Genomic DNA, 15,222 nt, shown 5'->3' on the forward strand with positions numbered 1-15,222 from the left:
CTCGGTCCCGGATCCGAACCGGGACGGGGTCTCGACCCACCGTCTGCGCGGTCCGTAACCCGCGTCCCGTCGCGTTCGGTCTTCCTTGGGAATGACGATGGTGATTCGCACACCCATTGCTGCTCCCCTCCAGATCCACAACGATCGAGCTCGCCGAGGTCCAGGACGGAGCCACGCCGATCTCCTGGAAACACTTGAACGACGCAACGATTATGCTAACCGCGGGAAATATCGATTCACTCCGCCGAATGGTTGGCCATTTCCATTCACCGGAATATGCACGTGCGGAATCTCTTTCCTTTGCACGAATGATCGCCATTCCCGGACCGCTCACCGCGCGTACTCGAAGCGGACCGTGCGTGAGCGTCTGAGACGCAGCTCTCAGCCGAACGTGTGAAAGTTGTCGTCTCGGGTCACGAAAACGCTTCACATTGCGTTATCAATGATTGAAGATCAACAGCAACCGAACGTAAGGGGCTGAACCGTTGGACAAGGAAAGCGACCTCATCCGGGGGACGATCGTCTTCGGCCTGCGCACTTTCGGTGCGGACCCCCTGCCCGTCCAGGCCGATCTCGAATACGACCCCGAAGACCCGTACGCCGTCGTAGTGGCCTACCACTCGGGCGGCGGAACGGTCCGGTGGATGTTCGGCCGTGACCTCCTGGCGGACGGCCTCCTCACCCCATCGGGTGAAGGCGACGTGATCATCAGCCCGGCCGACGACACCTCGATCGTGATCTTCGCGCTCAGCGCGCCCGACGGCTGCGCGGTCCTCGAAGCCTCGGCGCAGGAACTGGCCGAGTTCCTCGACCGCACGTACGACGCGGTTCCCGCCGGGTCCGAGCAGGAGTGGTTCGACTTCGACCAGGAGATGGCCAAGCTCGTCACCGAGTCCTGACGGACGCGGGAACGCATTCAGAGGACGAAACGCGAAAGACGGGTGGCGGCACCGGCCGTGCGACGCCACCACCCGCGCCGGGTCAGCCGAGTTCGCGGAGCCCCGGGACGACCTGCTCGGAGAACGAGCGCAGGAACCGCTCCTGGTCGTGGCCAGGGCCGTGGAACACGAGGTGGTTGAAGCCCGCCTCGACGTACGGCTTGATCTGCTCGACGGCGTCGGCCGGGTCCGAGGTGACGATCCAGCGGCGCGCGACCTGGTCGATCGGCAGCGCGTCCGCGGCCTTCTCCATCTCCGCCGGGTCCTCGATGCCCGCCTTCTGCTCCGGCGTCAGCGACAGCGGCGCCCAGAACCGGGTGTTCTCCAGCGCCTGCTCCGGATCCGGGTCGTAGGACAGCTTGATCTCGATCATCTTGTCGATGTCGCCGGTGCTGCGGCCGGCCTGCTCCGCGCCTTCCGCGACCGCGGGCAGCAGCTTCTCGGTGTAGAGGTCCATCCCCTTGCCGCTGGTGCAGATGAAACCGTCGCCCTGCTTGCCGACGTACTTCGCCATCACCGGGCCGCCGGCCGCGATGTAGATCGGGACGCCGCCCTCGGGACGGTCGTACACGGTGGCGTCGGTGGTCTGGTAGTACTCGCCCTCGAACGTGACGCGCTCTTCGGACCACAGCTTGCGCATCAGGTCGATCGCCTCGCGCAGCCGGGCGAACCGCTCCTTGAACGCGGGCCACTCGATCCGGGCGACCGCGACCTCGTTGAGGGCCTCACCGCTGCCGACGCCGAGCAGCACGCGTCCGGGGTACAGGCTGCCGAGGGTGCCGAACGCCTGCGCGACCACGGCCGGGTTGTAGCGGAAGGTCGCCGTCAGCACGCTGGTGCCGAGAACCACCCGCTCGGTGCGCTCGCCGACCGCCGCCATCCAGGCGAACGAGAACGGCGCGTGCCCGCCCTGGTGCCGCCAGGGCTGGAAATGGTCGCTGACCATCACACTGTCCAGCCCGACCTGCTCGGCGAGCACGGAGTACTCGACGAGGTCGCGCGGGCCGAACTGCTCGGCCGACGCCTTGTAACCGATCTTCAGTGCCATCCGGGGTCACCACCTGGGCTCTTGGGTTGTTCCGCTCTTCACCTTGGCACAGAGTCGATCAGGTTCGCCCATCCCTCGATGTGTCGGGAACACCACTCCGCCAAAGGGAATGCGTGACCGCGGACCGTGGAAAGGCCCCGTACCCGCCCTCACCTTCCAGGACCGGCACCTGGTGATGAACTGTGCCGCCTGCGCCGTCACCTGTGCATCGTGCTGGGCGGAGTTGTGATCGGGGAGTCGAACCCCACGCTGCCCGCCACGTGCCAGGAGGTGGACCGGAGTACCGCCGGTCCTCGGCTCGTGCCCGCTTCCCGGAGGGCTACTTGCTTTCCACGGTCAGTCCAGGAGATCGGTCTCCCAGTTGGTGCGCTGGATCTCGACGTCGACCACCCGGATCTCCCCCGCGACCCGATCCGCGCGGGATCGCAGTTCCGCGACCGGAAGCGCGGACAGATACCGGAGTTCCGAGCGGAGCTGACGGCCGTAGCCACCCTGGTTGCGCCCGGCCGCGGCGTCGGCGGCCGCGGTGAGGACGCCGTGCCGGAGCCGGAGGACGTCGCGGCGCGCGATCGCGTCGGTGATCGTGCCTTCCCCGAGCGGGGTGGCGGCGTTGGTGCGGTTGATCCGCTGGATCAACGATTCCAGTTCGCCCAGCGCGGTTTCGACGTCGACGAGCAGGGCGGCGGCGTCTTCCGACGGCTCCTCGCCTTCCTGGTGCCGCGCGTTGTCGACGATCCGGGAACGCAGTGCCTCCACCTTCTTCGTCGCGTCGGCGCGCAGTGCGAGCGCTTCGGCCAGTTTGATCGGGGACATGCCGGGAAGTATCGCCAAGATCGACGGCCGCCGCATCCCGTTTTCAGGCCGTCAGCGAATACGCCCGGTACGAGGAGTCCGGCTCGGTGAACTCGATCCCGTTCTCGTCCATGGCGTTGAAGACGGTGAAGCGGCCACTCGGGAAGACGAAGCCGAGTGCGACCATGCGCCCCGCCACGTCGTGGCTCACGGATTGCAGAAGCTCCACGTCCTGGAGCACCTGACCCTCCAAAGCGGACAGTTCGGGGCAGACGTCCCGCCGCCACCGCAGCGGGCTGGGTTCCGCCGGGTCGCCCCAGTCCCATTCGGACTTCCCGTACGGGTCGATCGTGTTCCAGGTCAGGGAGACCTCGTCGAACTTCCAGTGCGTGATCTCCAGCCGCTCGTCGCCGAAGTCCACCACGACAGGCGCGTCCTCGAGCCATTCGTCGTACTGGACGAACCACGTCAGGTGGACGTGTTGGAGCCGTTTGCCCACCAGGGAGACGAGCCGATCGCCGTGTTCTCCCCGGATCTTCCCGAGTCCGGAGAGCCACACGGGTTCATAACCCTCGATGTCGAAGAAAGCCACCCGGTGAGTATGCCCCGCGGCTCAGGCCGCCGACGGCTCCAGCGCGGATCTTGACCGCGCCGTCCTGCTTCTTCTGGAAGATCTCCAGCAGGCCGGCGCTGTCGGTGATGAGCGGCATGACGTCGTCGATCCAGTGCCGGACGTAGTCGATGGCCGCGTACACGACGCTGAGCCGGCCGACGGCGGCCTTCTCGGTGATCTTCGCGCCGACCGGGGCACCGTGCGTCCGGCAAACCTCGCCGGTCCGTGCCACCGTGGACGGATGCGAACCCGGATGCTCGCCGTCACCGTCGACTGCCGTGAGGCCGAGGCACTGGCCGCGTTCTGGAAGGAAGCGCTCGGCTACCCCGAAACCGAACGGTGGACCGACGGTCACGGCGTGACCTATGTCGAGTTGAAGGGCCCGGACGCCCCGAGCCTGCTCTTCCAGCCGGTGCCCGAGCGGAAGTCGGTCAAGAACCGGCTGCACCTCGACGTCGCCCCCATCGAACTCGAGCAGCGCGAAGAAGTCGCCAGGCTCGTGTCGCTCGGCGCCAAGGTCGTCGAAGATCCGGAGTCGGACCCGTGGGTGGTCATGAGCGACCCGGAGGACAACGAGTTCTGCGTGCTGCCACGCCGCTGAAGACTCGTGAGTGGTGCCGGCTGGCCTCAGGTCCAGTCCGTGAAGACAGGATGTGGGACGTTCGACGTCCCACATCCTTCACCGTCGATCCGGACATCCGCCCTCGCAGGTCAGGCGCAGGCAGATGAATACGAGTCCGTTCTCACCAGCCTCACCACTCACGACCCGCTAAGCGGCCTCGCCGGTGCGAGCGGCTCGCTCGGAATGCAGCCCCAGCATTTCCAGCAGCATCCGGCAGTCCGTCGCGTCGCGGGCGTTCGCGACCACCGCTTCGGTCGCCTTGCGCAGCACGGCCGCCCGCACGGTCGTAGCCCCACCGTCGACGAGCTCCCCGGCCGGACGCAGTTCCTCGAACAGGTTCCCCATGACCCACCTCCGTGTTCCCTTTCGTTGATACCCGATCCCGGCCGGGAAGGCCCCCTGCCTTCTTGCTGTTCCGGCGGCGGTCACACGGATTTCTCCCTAGACTGGTCTCATTCGGACGAGCGGACGGAGCAGGACCTGACCACCGAGTTGCGCGGGAAGATCGTGACCTTGACCCCCGTCACCGAGGCCCACGTCCCGGAACTGCGGCGGATCCGCGGCACGGACGGGGTGAGAGCCCGCTGGGGTTCGGTCGAGGACTCCCCCACCTGGCCGTTCGACGATCCCTCGACGGCCCGCTTCACCGTGCTGGAGGACGGCGTAGTCCGCGGCTTCGTGCAGTACGGCGAAGAGGACGACCCGATGTACCGGCACGCGTCGGTCGACCTCTTCCTCGACCCGGCCGCGCACGGCCGGGGCTTGGGGACGGACACGGTCCGCACGATGGCGCGCCATCTCCTGCACGATCGCGGGCACCACCGGCTGGTGATCGACCCCGCCGCCGACAACGACGCCGCCGTCCGCTGCTACAAGGCCGTCGGGTTCCGCGAGGTCGGGGTGATGCGCCGCTACGAACGCGACACCGAGGGCGACGGCTGGCACGACGGACTGCTGATGGATTTGCTCGCCGAAGATCTCACGTAGCGCGTCAGCGCGACTCCGAGCAGTACGACCGCCATCCCGGCGAGCACCCGCGGACCGAGGTCCTCGCCGAGCACGATCGCGCCCAGCGCGACCGAGACGACGGGCAGCAGGTAGCCGACGGTCGCCGCGGAGGTCGCGCCTTCGTCCGCGATGAGCCGGTAGTTGAGGTAGAAGGTGACGCCGGTGCCGAAGATCCCGAGGACGACGACGGCGATCACCGCGGTCAGGTTCAGCGGCCCGGCGGGCGCCGCGTCGAACGGCAGCGCGAGCGCGCTCAGCCCGGTCGCGGTCAGCAGCTGCGCGGCGGAGATCGCGATCGGCCCGCCCTGGCCGACGAGTTTCCGCCCCATGTAAGCGAAAGCGACGGCGTAACTGAGGCCAGCGCCGAGCAGGGCCAGCGTCCCCCAGCCGAGCAGGCCACTCTTCTGCCAGGGCGCGAAGATCAGCAGGATGCCGGCGAACCCGAGGATCAGCCCGCCCACCCGGAGAGCGGTGACCCGGCGTTCGGCGCCGATCCCGATGCCGATCAGCAACGACCACAGCGGGGTCGTCGCGTTCATCACCCCCGCGATACCGGAATCGACGGTCAGCTCACCGATGCCGAACAACGCGAACGGCAACGCGTTGCAGAAGAAGGCGGCGACGAGGAGCCTGCCCCAGATCCGGCGGCCGCGCGGCAGGCGTTGCCCGGCCCGCCGGCTCAGCACGAGAAGGACCGCCGCGCCGAGAGCGCAGCGGACGACGGTGAGCTGAACGGGCGGCAGCCCGGTCAGCGCCAGCTTGATCCACAGGAACCCCGATCCCCACAACAGGGCGAGAACGCCCATCCGGGCCAGGGTTCCCGGTGCGCCGATGCTCACTTCGTTCCTTTCGCCGGGCCGCTCGATACCTCTCCAAGCTGCCTCGCGCGATTCGTCAGGACAAGTGAAAAGATCTACACCGACGTTAAGCGGTCCTACATGTTCCGAAAGGGTCCCGGCCGTGGCCGCCGCGTAGAGCGGCCACGGCCGGTTTCCGAGGAGATCAGTACTCGCCGGGTTGTTCGCAAGCGGAACAGGGCCTGCTCACATTTCGCGGTCGCGCATGATCCACCTCCCTTTCGCCCGGCGCACCGGTGGGGAACGGGCGCGTTCTCGCACAGTTTGGGGGCTCTCTTCACGGCTCCGCACACCCAGTGGCCGTGTTGTGACCCAGGTAATGGGAAGGTTGTGGCACGATCTGCCGCGGTGCGGGAAGAAAGGTGCTTCTGGTGACCGAGAATTCCGGTTCGGTCAGCTCCGGGGAAACCGGGAAAGCACGCGCGGAACCTCGGCCGGTTTCGACGGCGGCGCTGGCGTTCGGGCGCGCGCTGCGGCAGCGACGGCAGGCCAAAGGCCTCGCGCTGCGCGAACTCCAGAAACTGGCCTATGTCGACAAAAGCCTCATCAGCCGGGTCGAACGCGGGCTCACCCCGCCGAGCGCGGAATTCGCCGAATCCTGCGATCGCGCGCTGGAGGCGGGCGGGACCCTGATCGTCCTCGCCGAGGCCGCCCGCGCGGAACCGTACGTTCACCTTCCCCCGCCACCGAGCCATTTCGTCGGCCGCGAAGAACACTTCGCCCTGCTCGACGAAAAAGTGTTCACCGGACAGGACAAAGTGGTGTTCGTGGCCGGGCCGCCCGGGGTCGGGAAGACCGCGCTCGTGCTGAATTGGGCGAACCGGCGCCAGGAGGAGTTCGACGCCGTCCTCTGGTCGGATCTGCGCGGGTACGCGGCGGGCTCCCCCGCGCAACCCGCCGACATCCTCGACGACCTTCTCCGGTGCGTCGGCGTCCGCCCCGACCGCGTCCCCGCCGAGGAGCACATGCGGCTCGCGCTCCTGCGCGGGCTGTTGCGCGGCCAGCGCACCCTCGTGGTGCTGGACAACGCGCTCGACTCACACCAGGTGCGGCCGGTGCTGCCCGGCACCCCGGACACCACCGTGCTGATCACCAGCAGGCGGCGACTCTCCGGACTCGTCGTCGGCAGCGGCGCGGTCCAGGTTTCCGTGGAACCGTTGGAAGATCTCGAAGCGACGCGGCTCATGGCCGAGCTCATCGGCGACGAACGCGCGGCGGGCGACCCCGAAGGCGTCGGGAGGCTCGTCCGGTTGTGCGCGGCGCTGCCGCTGGCGGTGAACATCGCCGCCGAACGGGTCGCCACGCATCCGCACCAGAGCGTCGGCGACCTCGCCCGCGAACTCGTCGCCGAGGGCCGGCGCCTGGAGCTGCTCGCGGTCGACGACGACGCCGTCGGGGTCCGGGCCGCCTTCAGCTGGTCCTACCGCGCGCTCGAAGCCGACACCGCCCGCATGTTCCGGCTCCTCGGTCTCCACCCCGGCCCGCGTTTCCCCGCCGGCGCGGCGGCGGCGCTCGCCGGACTGCCCGAACCCGACGCGCGGCGGCTGCTCGACAAGCTCGCGCAGGCGCATCTCGTGCAGCAGGTCGGCGCGCGGTACTACCGCTTCCACGACCTGCTCCGCGTCTACGCCGCCGAGGAGGCCACCGCCGAGCAATGGCGGGACGAGCGGCAGGCGGCGGTCACCCGGCTGACGCAGTGGTACCTCTACGGCGCCAACGCGGCGAGCTGGACGCTGACCCCGGCCCGCGACCACCACATCGACCTGGGTCCCGCGCCCGAAGGCGTCGAGCCGCTCCGCTTCGCCACGTTCGACGAGGCCTACATCTGGTGCGCGTCGGAGATGCCGAGCATCACCGGCATCGCGCGGCTGGCACTGGACTACCGGCTGTACGAGACCGGGTGGCGGCTGCCGGTCGAACTGTTCGACTACCACCTGCTCGGCAGGCCGTGGCAGACGTGGATCTCCAGCCACGAGGTCGCGATCGAATCCGCCGAGACGGGCGGCGACCTCGGCGGGCTGGCGTGGTCGGCGATCAATCTCGCCGAGGCGCACCGGCGGCGCGGGGACCTCGGCCGCGCACACGAACTGTTCGGCCGGGCCGTCGAGATCTCGAAGGAGATCGGCGAGAACCCGAGCCTCGGCTGGGCGCTGGTGGGGCTCGGGAACATCGCGCACGAACGCGAGGACTACCCCGAGGCCGTGCGGCTCGTCGAAGAGAGCGTGGCGGTGAACACGCGGATCGGGTACCAGCTCGGCGAAGCGACCTCGCGGGTCCACCTCGGCCGCGCCTACCGCGATCTCGGCGAACGGGACCTCGCCCTCGATCACGGTCGCCGCGCCTACGAGGCCTACGCGAAGGACGCCGACCAGCACGGCATGGGCTTCGCGCTGGTGCCGCTCGCCCGGACCTGCCGCCGGTTCGGCGATCCGGAGCAGGCGCTCGGATACTGCGAGCAGGCGCTGACCGCCTACCGGAACTGCGGTGACGTCTGGGGACAGGCCGACGCGCTCGACGAACGCGGCTGCGCGCTGGCCGCGCAAGGTCACGCCGAAGAGGCCATGACGGTCTGGCGCGACGCGCTCCAGCTCGTCATGGATCTCGACGACCGCAAGGCGAACGTGCTGCGCGGCCGCCTCGAAGGCGCCGTCTAGAGCCGCACCGGGAGGTTGTGCAGGCCGCGGGTGATCGCGCTCGGCCACCACACGAGCCGGTCCTCGGGCACGGTCAGCGTCATCGACGGCGCGCGGCCGAACAGCGTCTCCAGCGCCGCGGACGCCTGCATCCGCGCGAGCGCGGCGCCGATGCAGATGTGCGGGCCGACGCCGAACGCCACGTGCCGCACCGGCCGTTCGCCCGGCCGGAAAGCCAGCGGCTCCGGGTGGACCTCCGGATCGCGATTGGCCGCCAGCAACGACAACAGGATCGGGTCGCCCGTCTCCATCCGCTGCCCGGCGAGTTCCATCGGCTCGGTGACGAACCGCCAGCTGGTGTTCTGCAGCGGGGTGTCGCGGCGCAGGACCTCCTCGACGACGAGCGTCAGGTACGAGCCGTCGGCGCGGGCGCGGGCCGCTTCCTCCGGATGCGTGATGAGGGTCAGCGCGGTGGACGCGATGAGGCTGATCGTCGTCTCGTGCCCGGCGATCAGGGAGAGGAACGCCGTCGCGGCGACCTCGTCGTCGGTCAGCCTGCCGTCGGCCTCCTGGGTGAGCAGGTCGCTGATCAGGTCCGCGCCGGGTTCGGCGCGTTTGCGCGCGACGACGTCGGCGAGCAGCGCGTCCAGGTCGTCGGTCGCCTTGAGCATCGACGCCATGTCGGTGACGTCGCCGGCGGCGACCACCAGCGCGGGCGGGCGGACCTCGTCCAGCAGGCTGTCCGGGATGCCGATCAGCTCGCAGATCGACCGGATTCCCAGCGGGTACGCGAAATCCTCGACGAGGTCGCCCTCGCCCCGGTCCAGGATCGGGTCCAGCAGTTCGTTCGCGAGCTGATGCGTGCGGTCCCGCATGTGCTGCAGGCGGCGCGGGCCGAACGCGCCGGCGCAGGCCTTGCGCAGCCGCGCGTGCTCCTCGCCCTCGACGTTGTTCATGTGCCCGATGAGTGTCGGCCGGTGGTCGGCGGGCAGGCCGAGGTTCGCCTTGCGCCAGTGGTCCGCGGCGATGGACGGGCATTTGGACAACCGCGGGTCGGCCATCGCGGAAACGACGTCCGCGTGCCGGGTCAGCAGCCAGGTCCAGGTGTCGCCGGGCAACGGAAGCCGGAACGCCGGAGCGTTCGTACGAAGCCATTCGTAAGCGGGAGAGGGATTTCTGTCGAATTCCGGACCGAACATCACAGGGACCGCGGCGGCGTCATATGCGGCATCAGGCATACGGGCCACCCTGCCAGCTGAGGGCGGCCCCGGATCCGGCGAACGCAGGTATTGCCGTGTCTCACGCGATCGTCAACGCGGTCCCCCTGTCACCCCCTTGCGGTGACCCAGCAAGATCGAAGCGGGTGCGGTGCGTGACGAATGGAGGTGGACCCCGTCAGCGAGTTCGGCAAGCACGACCGTGACGCGGTTTCGGAGCGGCCGCCCGGTTCGCTCCGGGGTTTCGCCGACACCGTCGGCCTCGCCGCCGCCCGCGTCTGGCGGCTGCGTGGTCGCGCCTGGAACACCCTGCGGCATCCGGCGGGGTGGGAACTGTGGCGACTGCCGCCCGCGGCGGTCTTCTGGATGCTCGGCACCGAGATCGCGGTCGCGTTCTGGGCTCTGTACAGCGGTTTCAAGGCCACCGCCACGACCACGGACCTCGTCCGCTTCGGCGTGATCGCGGGCTGCGCGATCTGGTACCTCATCCAGACGCAGCATCCCGAGGAGCAGCGCCGCGCCGACGACCGGCAGGGCGAGCACATCGACCAGACCGCCGTCTGGCTGGGCAGCGCGGCCGTCCTCCTGCCGCCCGCCTTGTCGCTGGCGCTGTTGCTGATGGTGCGCGTGCAGCGCTACTCCATCGCGCACAAGGCCATGACGACGTTCCTGTTCACGACCGCCGCGCACGCCGCCTCCATCCTCGGCGTGCACGTGATCACCCAGCTGACGCCCCTGCACACCTGGCTCGAATCGGGAACGCTCCCCCAGCGGGCCGGCGACATCGCGATCGCCGCCGTCGCCCTGGTGGGCGCCGCGCTCTGGTACTTCGCGTCCCAAACGCTCCTGATCAGCATCGCGCGCGGCCTGGCGTGGGGCGGCTGGCGACGGCAGAAGCTGATCGGCAGCTGGGCCGACAACGCGGACTTCGTCTACGCGCTGCAGCTCGCCGCGTGCACCACGATCCTCGGCGCGGTCAACATCGCGCTCGTGCCGCTGGTGATGATCGGCGTCGCGCTGCGCTCGACCCGGCTGTCGCAGACGCTGGCGGACACGATCGCGCGCAGCCAGCGCGACCGGAAGACCGGGCTGCTGACCGAGGACTCCTTCCACGCCCCGGCCGCCTTGCGGCTGCTCGAAGACCAGACCGACCGGCGGCCGACCGCGTTCCTGATGCTGGACCTCGACCACTTCAAGCAGTGGAACGACAAGTACGGCCATTCCGGCGGCGACATCGTGCTCGGCTGTGTCAGCGCCGTGCTCCGGCAGAACACTCGCGCGACGGACGTCGTCGGGCGGTGGGGCGGCGAGGAGTTCTCGGTCCTGCTGCCGGACACGACCCGCGAAGAGGCGATGCGGATCGCCGAGCGGATCCGGGAGGCCGTCGCGAGGACCGCCATCACCGGGCTGACCGAACTCGCCAGCGGCCACGCCACCAACGAACCCCGCGCGGTGGGGCCGATCCACGGCTGCACCGTGTCGATCGGTGTCGGGCTCTCGCCCGAGCACTCGACGGACTACGGCGAGCTCTTCCGCGCGGCGGACACGGCCATGTACCAAGCGAAGCGGAGCGGACGGAACCGGGTGGTCCTGGCGCCTTCCACCGTTCCTCCTTCGCCGCGGGCGCCGATGTCGCCGTTGAGCCGGGCCGTGGACGCACGCCGGGACTGACGCGTTCAGTCCTCTGAATGCGCTCGGGGGTCCGGGACCGCGTTGTGTCATGAGCACGATGTCACGTATGGGGCCCAACCCCGGCCCCATACGTGACATTCCGGAGCACCTCCGAAGACCCGCGTCAGCGGCGGGTCACGAGGCGGGTCTCGAGGAGGTCGTCGACCACCCGGGTCTCGACGCCGGCCCGCCGCTCGAACATCGAACCGCGCAACGGCCACAGTGTGACCAGCACGATCCCCACCGCGGACAGCGCGGCCAGCACCAGCGCGGCGACGAACTGGGCGGCGCCGTCGGTCGCCGTGCTCAGCACCGCGAACCCGATCAGCACGATCGCGGTGGGCAGCACCGCGGCCAGCACGACCAGCGCGGCGGGCGTGCGGCGCAGGTCCCGGCGCCGCGTGGTCAGCCAGGCGGCGAGCAGGCAGGCGAACGACGCCCCCAGCAGGCAGGCGCCCGCCGTGTCGCTCAGCCGGTGCCAGCCCAGCGCGATGGTGGACGACGCGACCCAGGCGACGGCGACACCGCCCAGCCCGATGATCACCGGACGGAACCGCTGGGGCAGAACGAAAGCGAATGCCATCAGGATCGCCATGGCGGCGCTGACGTGCCCGCTCGGGAAGCTGTTGTGGCCCGGTCCGCGACCGCCGTCGGGCAGGTCGGGGCGTTCGAGGACGTACAGCTTGAGCAGTTGCGCGGCGACGAGCGGGAACACGAGGACGATCAACGCGGGGACGATGAGGCCGGGTTTGCGGCGAAGGAGCGCCAGGCCGATCAGCACGATCCCGGCGGCGCCGATCACGAGCACCATGTCCTGGTCCCGCAGCGGCCCGGCCCAGTCCATTGTGGACCACTGGCCGGACTGCGCGCTGCGGACGACGCCGTTCTCCGCGAGCTGGCCCGCCGACGTGTGCACGAAGAGCACGAACGTCACGACGAACGCGGCGGCCAGTCCCAGCCCGGTGGCGAGCTGGAACACGGCCCTGGACAGGGTGCGCCTGGTCTCGGCGTGCCGTCCGGGCAGCGGACGGTGGGCGGGGGTCGGTTTCGCTTCGGGGGTGAGAACGGCCATGGGTCCCACTGTCCCCAGGCCGTTTCGCCATGAGGTCCGGACAATGTCATGGTTCTGCTACAAGATCGAGCCGAGTCGCACACGCGCGTCGACATCCGAATAATGGCGACGTGGCAAGTGTCCTAGTGATCGAAGACGACGCGTCCGTCCGGGAGGGACTGGAACTCGCGCTGCGCCGGCAGGCGCACACCGTCCACACCGCCGAGAGCGGTGAGCTCGGCCTGGAGAAACTGCGGGTCTTCCAGCCCGACATCGTCGTGCTGGACCTGATGCTGCCCGGGATCGACGGCTTCGAGACCTGCCGCCGCATCCGCGCGGCGGGCGAGGTGCCGATCATCATGCTCACCGCCCGCAGCGACGACTTCGACATCGTGGCCGGGCTGGAGGCGGGCGCCGACGACTACGTGACCAAGCCGATCGAACCCCGCGTGCTCGACGCCCGGATCCGGGCGGTGCTGCGGCGCGCGGTGAGCGAGAAGCCGTCGAGCGAGGAAGACCCGGCCGTCGAGCGGCACGGCCACCTGGTCATCGACCGGGCCGGGCTGGTGGTCACGAAGAACGGCGAACCGGTCTCGCTCACGCCGACCGAGCTGAAACTGCTGCTGGAGCTGTCGCGCACGCCCGGTCAGGTCTACAGCCGCCAGCAGATCCTCTCCGCCGTCTGGGACCACGACTACCTCGGCGACTCCCGGCTGGTCGACGCCTGTGTCCAGCGGCTTCGCGCCAAGATCGAGGACGTTCCCGCGAAACCCGACCACGTCCAGACCGTCCGCGGCTTCGGGTACCGGTTCGGCCGTTCATGAGGCTGCTCTCCGGGCTGCGGCCCCGGCTCATCCTGGCGTTCGCGGCGATGACGATCATCGGCGCGGCGGCCGCGGCGGGGGCCAGTTACGTCTCGGCCCGCAACGCGATCCTCGAAGCGGTCCAGGACGCGGCGATGAACCAGCTCAAGGACCGGGTCGGCGCCTACGGCCGTCCGTTGTCCACGCCACCGACCCAGGAGCAGCTCAACGACTTCGCGGGCAGCCTGCGGTTGAACGCCGTCGCGGTCTACCGGAACCTGCGGTCGGTCAACGGCCCGGACCTGACCACGTTCTCCCCCGAGCTGCGGCAGACCGTCGCGAACGACATCCGCATCCAGTTCCAGCGCGTGGATCGCGACACCACCCCGGAACTGCTGGTCGGCCTGCCGGTGCTGGCCCGGCAGCCGGACGGCTCGATGCGGTCCAGCGGCGTCGAGGTGTACTCGCTCACGTCGCTCGTCCAGCAGCAACAGGCCATCGACGAACTGGCGAAGTACGCCTGGCAGACAGCCGCGCTCGCGCTGCCGCTGGCCGCCGCGCTCGCCCTGCTCGCGGCGAGACAGGTGCTGCGGCCCGTCCGCGCGCTCAACACCGCCGCCGCCCAGCTCGGCGAAGGAAGGCTCGACGTCCGCCTGCCCGCGAAGGGGTCAGACGAACTCGCCGAACTGGTCACGACCTTCAACAACACCGCCGCCGAGCTGGAGCGCACGGTCGGCGAGCTGAGAGCCATGGAGGCCGACGCTCGCCGGTTCGTCGCCGACGTCTCGCACGAACTCCGCACACCGCTCGCGGCGATGAACGCGGTCACCGACGTCCTGGACGAGGACGCGGAGGAGCTGCCGCCGGACACCGCCGTCGCGGCGCGGCTGGTCTCGGGCGAGACCCGCAGGCTGACCCGGCTCGTCCAGGATCTGGTCGAGATCTCCCGGTTCGACGCGGGCCGCGCCGAACTCGTGCTCGACGAGTGGGATCTCGCGACGGCGATCCGGGACAGTCTCGATGCCCGCGGCTGGCGCGACGGCGAAGACCTGACCGTCGACCTGCCGGAGGGCGTGCTCGCCCGCGTCGACCGGCGGCGGCTCGACCTGATCGTGGCCAACCTCGTCGGCAACGCGTTCCGGCACGGCGCGCCCCCGGTCGAAGTCCGGCTGCGCTCCGCCGTCGACGGCGTCACGCTGGTGGTCGACGACCACGGACCCGGGATCGATCCCGGGGTCCTGCCGCACGTGTTCGACCGCTTCACCAAAGCCGACACGTCCCGCGCCCGCTCGGAGGGCAGCGGCCTGGGCCTGGCGATCGCGCTGGAGAACGCGAGGCTGCACGGTGGCGACATCACGGCCGCCAACACCGGGCACGGCACCCGGTTCGTCCTGCGCCTGCCGCACCGGACCGAAGGAGGGACGCGATGAGGAGGACCAGGGCTCTGCTCGCGCTCGCGGCCGCGACACTGGTGGCGGCCTGCGGCGTGCAGCCGACCGGTGTCGTCCCGGCCGGTCCGGGACCGTCGATCCGCAACACCGAGGGGACTTATGTGCTCGGCGGTCTGACGCTGTACTTCGTCTCCGAAGGGCGTGTCATCCCCGTGACCAGGCCCAGCGAAGGCTTCATCTCCCCCGAAGGCGCGGTCACGCTGCTGTTGAAGGGGCCGACGGAGCGGGAGGCCGCGCAGGGGCTCACCACGTTCGTGCCCCCGGGGCTCGGCCGGGTCGCGGTGTACCCGGGCGACCCGTCGAGCGTCGCGCTGCCGTTCTCGGTGCACAAATTGTCCGACCAGGCCATCAATCAGCTGATCTGCACCGTGATCGCGGCCTCGACGGCCAACGGGCGGAGCCTGCACTCCCCGGGAGTGAACGTGATCTCGCCGAACGAGAACGTGTACTTCCAGTCGTGCAAAGCCGACTGAATTCGTCACTCACAGTGCTCACATAAAAGCACTTCTTGTACCTGT

Annotated in this window: 16 protein-coding genes; 8 read left to right on the forward strand and 8 right to left on the reverse strand. The window is 69.6% G+C overall.

Translation table 11 applies throughout. The annotated features are described in order from the left end of the window. Window positions 1-485 precede the first annotated feature (485 nt). Window positions 486-899 (forward strand): SsgA family sporulation/cell division regulator, encoded by a 414-nt coding sequence (locus AB0N89_RS04840; protein WP_364200246.1) that lies wholly within the window; start codon window positions 486-488, stop codon window positions 897-899. An 82-nt stretch (window positions 900-981) separates the two neighbouring features. Here AB0N89_RS04840 and fgd read toward each other — a convergent pair whose 3' ends face one another. The 4 genes from fgd to AB0N89_RS04860 all read right to left on the reverse strand — a co-directional run bounded on the left by fgd (window position 982) and on the right by AB0N89_RS04860 (window position 3,623). Continuing rightward, window positions 982-1,986 (reverse strand): glucose-6-phosphate dehydrogenase (coenzyme-F420), encoded by a 1,005-nt coding sequence (fgd, locus tag AB0N89_RS04845; protein WP_364200248.1) that lies wholly within the window; start codon window positions 1,984-1,986, stop codon window positions 982-984. 336 nt (window positions 1,987-2,322) lie between these two features. Further along, a complete protein-coding gene (locus AB0N89_RS04850) occupies window positions 2,323-2,799 on the reverse strand; it encodes a DIP1984 family protein (protein WP_364200250.1) in 477 nt (158 codons plus the stop codon). Between the two features lie 43 nt (window positions 2,800-2,842). Further along, window positions 2,843-3,370 (reverse strand): hypothetical protein, encoded by a 528-nt coding sequence (locus AB0N89_RS04855; protein WP_364200252.1) that lies wholly within the window; start codon window positions 3,368-3,370, stop codon window positions 2,843-2,845. Next, window positions 3,342-3,623: a hypothetical protein gene (locus AB0N89_RS04860; RefSeq protein ID WP_364200254.1), complete on the reverse strand. Its 282-nt coding sequence runs from the start codon at window positions 3,621-3,623 to the stop codon at window positions 3,342-3,344. The genes AB0N89_RS04855 and AB0N89_RS04860 overlap by 29 nt, the downstream gene beginning before the upstream one ends. A 9-nt stretch (window positions 3,624-3,632) precedes the next feature. On the opposite strand from AB0N89_RS04860, the gene AB0N89_RS04865 reads away from it, so the two are divergent. Continuing rightward, complete coding sequence (locus AB0N89_RS04865) at window positions 3,633-3,992, forward strand: VOC family protein (protein ID WP_364200256.1); 360 nt, start codon at window positions 3,633-3,635, stop codon at window positions 3,990-3,992. Window positions 3,993-4,160: 168 nt separating this feature from the next. On the opposite strand, the gene AB0N89_RS04870 is transcribed toward AB0N89_RS04865, so the two are convergent. Beyond that, window positions 4,161-4,358: a hypothetical protein gene (locus AB0N89_RS04870; RefSeq protein ID WP_364200258.1), complete on the reverse strand. Its 198-nt coding sequence runs from the start codon at window positions 4,356-4,358 to the stop codon at window positions 4,161-4,163. A gap of 162 nt (window positions 4,359-4,520) precedes the next feature. Between AB0N89_RS04870 and AB0N89_RS04875 the strand changes: the two genes are divergently transcribed. After that, window positions 4,521-5,000 (forward strand): GNAT family protein, encoded by a 480-nt coding sequence (locus AB0N89_RS04875; protein WP_364200259.1) that lies wholly within the window; start codon window positions 4,521-4,523, stop codon window positions 4,998-5,000. Here the strand turns inward: AB0N89_RS04875 and AB0N89_RS04880 are convergent. Continuing rightward, a complete protein-coding gene (locus AB0N89_RS04880) occupies window positions 4,925-5,860 on the reverse strand; it encodes a DMT family transporter (RefSeq protein ID WP_364200261.1) in 936 nt (311 codons plus the stop codon). The two genes, AB0N89_RS04875 and AB0N89_RS04880, sit on opposite strands and share 76 nt — an antisense overlap. Before the next feature lie 389 nt (window positions 5,861-6,249). Here AB0N89_RS04880 and AB0N89_RS04885 point away from each other — a divergent pair, with 389 nt between their 5' ends. Further along, entirely contained in the window at window positions 6,250-8,532 is a 2,283-nt protein-coding gene (locus AB0N89_RS04885) for a tetratricopeptide repeat protein (protein WP_364200263.1), read from the forward strand. On the opposite strand, the gene AB0N89_RS04890 is transcribed toward AB0N89_RS04885, so the two are convergent. After that, the gene (locus tag AB0N89_RS04890; protein ID WP_364200265.1) at window positions 8,529-9,749 is read right to left on the reverse strand and encodes a cytochrome P450; all 1,221 of its coding nucleotides are present in this window, start codon (window positions 9,747-9,749) and stop codon (window positions 8,529-8,531) included. The genes AB0N89_RS04885 and AB0N89_RS04890 overlap by 4 nt on opposite strands. A gap of 141 nt (window positions 9,750-9,890) precedes the next feature. Between AB0N89_RS04890 and AB0N89_RS04895 the strand changes: the two genes are divergently transcribed. After that, a complete protein-coding gene (locus AB0N89_RS04895; RefSeq protein ID WP_364200267.1) occupies window positions 9,891-11,399 on the forward strand; it encodes a GGDEF domain-containing protein in 1,509 nt (502 codons plus the stop codon). Window positions 11,400-11,523: 124 nt separating this feature from the next. Here AB0N89_RS04895 and AB0N89_RS04900 read toward each other — a convergent pair whose 3' ends face one another. Beyond that, a complete protein-coding gene (locus AB0N89_RS04900; protein WP_364200269.1) occupies window positions 11,524-12,471 on the reverse strand; it encodes a phosphatase PAP2 family protein in 948 nt (315 codons plus the stop codon). Window positions 12,472-12,581: 110 nt separating this feature from the next. On the opposite strand from AB0N89_RS04900, the gene AB0N89_RS04905 reads away from it, so the two are divergent. The 3 genes from AB0N89_RS04905 to AB0N89_RS04915 are packed head-to-tail and all read left to right on the forward strand — an operon-like array spanning window position 12,582 to window position 15,177. After that, window positions 12,582-13,274 carry a response regulator transcription factor gene (locus tag AB0N89_RS04905; protein WP_364200271.1) on the forward strand — a complete coding sequence of 231 codons (693 nt, stop codon included), beginning with the start codon at window positions 12,582-12,584 and terminating at the stop codon, window positions 13,272-13,274. Beyond that, entirely contained in the window at window positions 13,271-14,683 is a 1,413-nt protein-coding gene (locus AB0N89_RS04910) for a HAMP domain-containing sensor histidine kinase (RefSeq protein ID WP_364200273.1), read from the forward strand. Before AB0N89_RS04905 ends, AB0N89_RS04910 begins: the two co-directional genes overlap by 4 nt. After that, window positions 14,680-15,177, forward strand: a complete 498-nt coding sequence (locus tag AB0N89_RS04915; protein ID WP_364200275.1) for a hypothetical protein — start codon at window positions 14,680-14,682, stop codon at window positions 15,175-15,177. The genes AB0N89_RS04910 and AB0N89_RS04915 overlap by 4 nt, the downstream gene beginning before the upstream one ends. Window positions 15,178-15,222: the final 45 nt, after the last annotated feature.

Source organism: Amycolatopsis sp. NPDC089917, from assembly GCF_040684635.1.
GTDB lineage: Bacteria > Actinomycetota > Actinomycetes > Mycobacteriales > Pseudonocardiaceae > Amycolatopsis.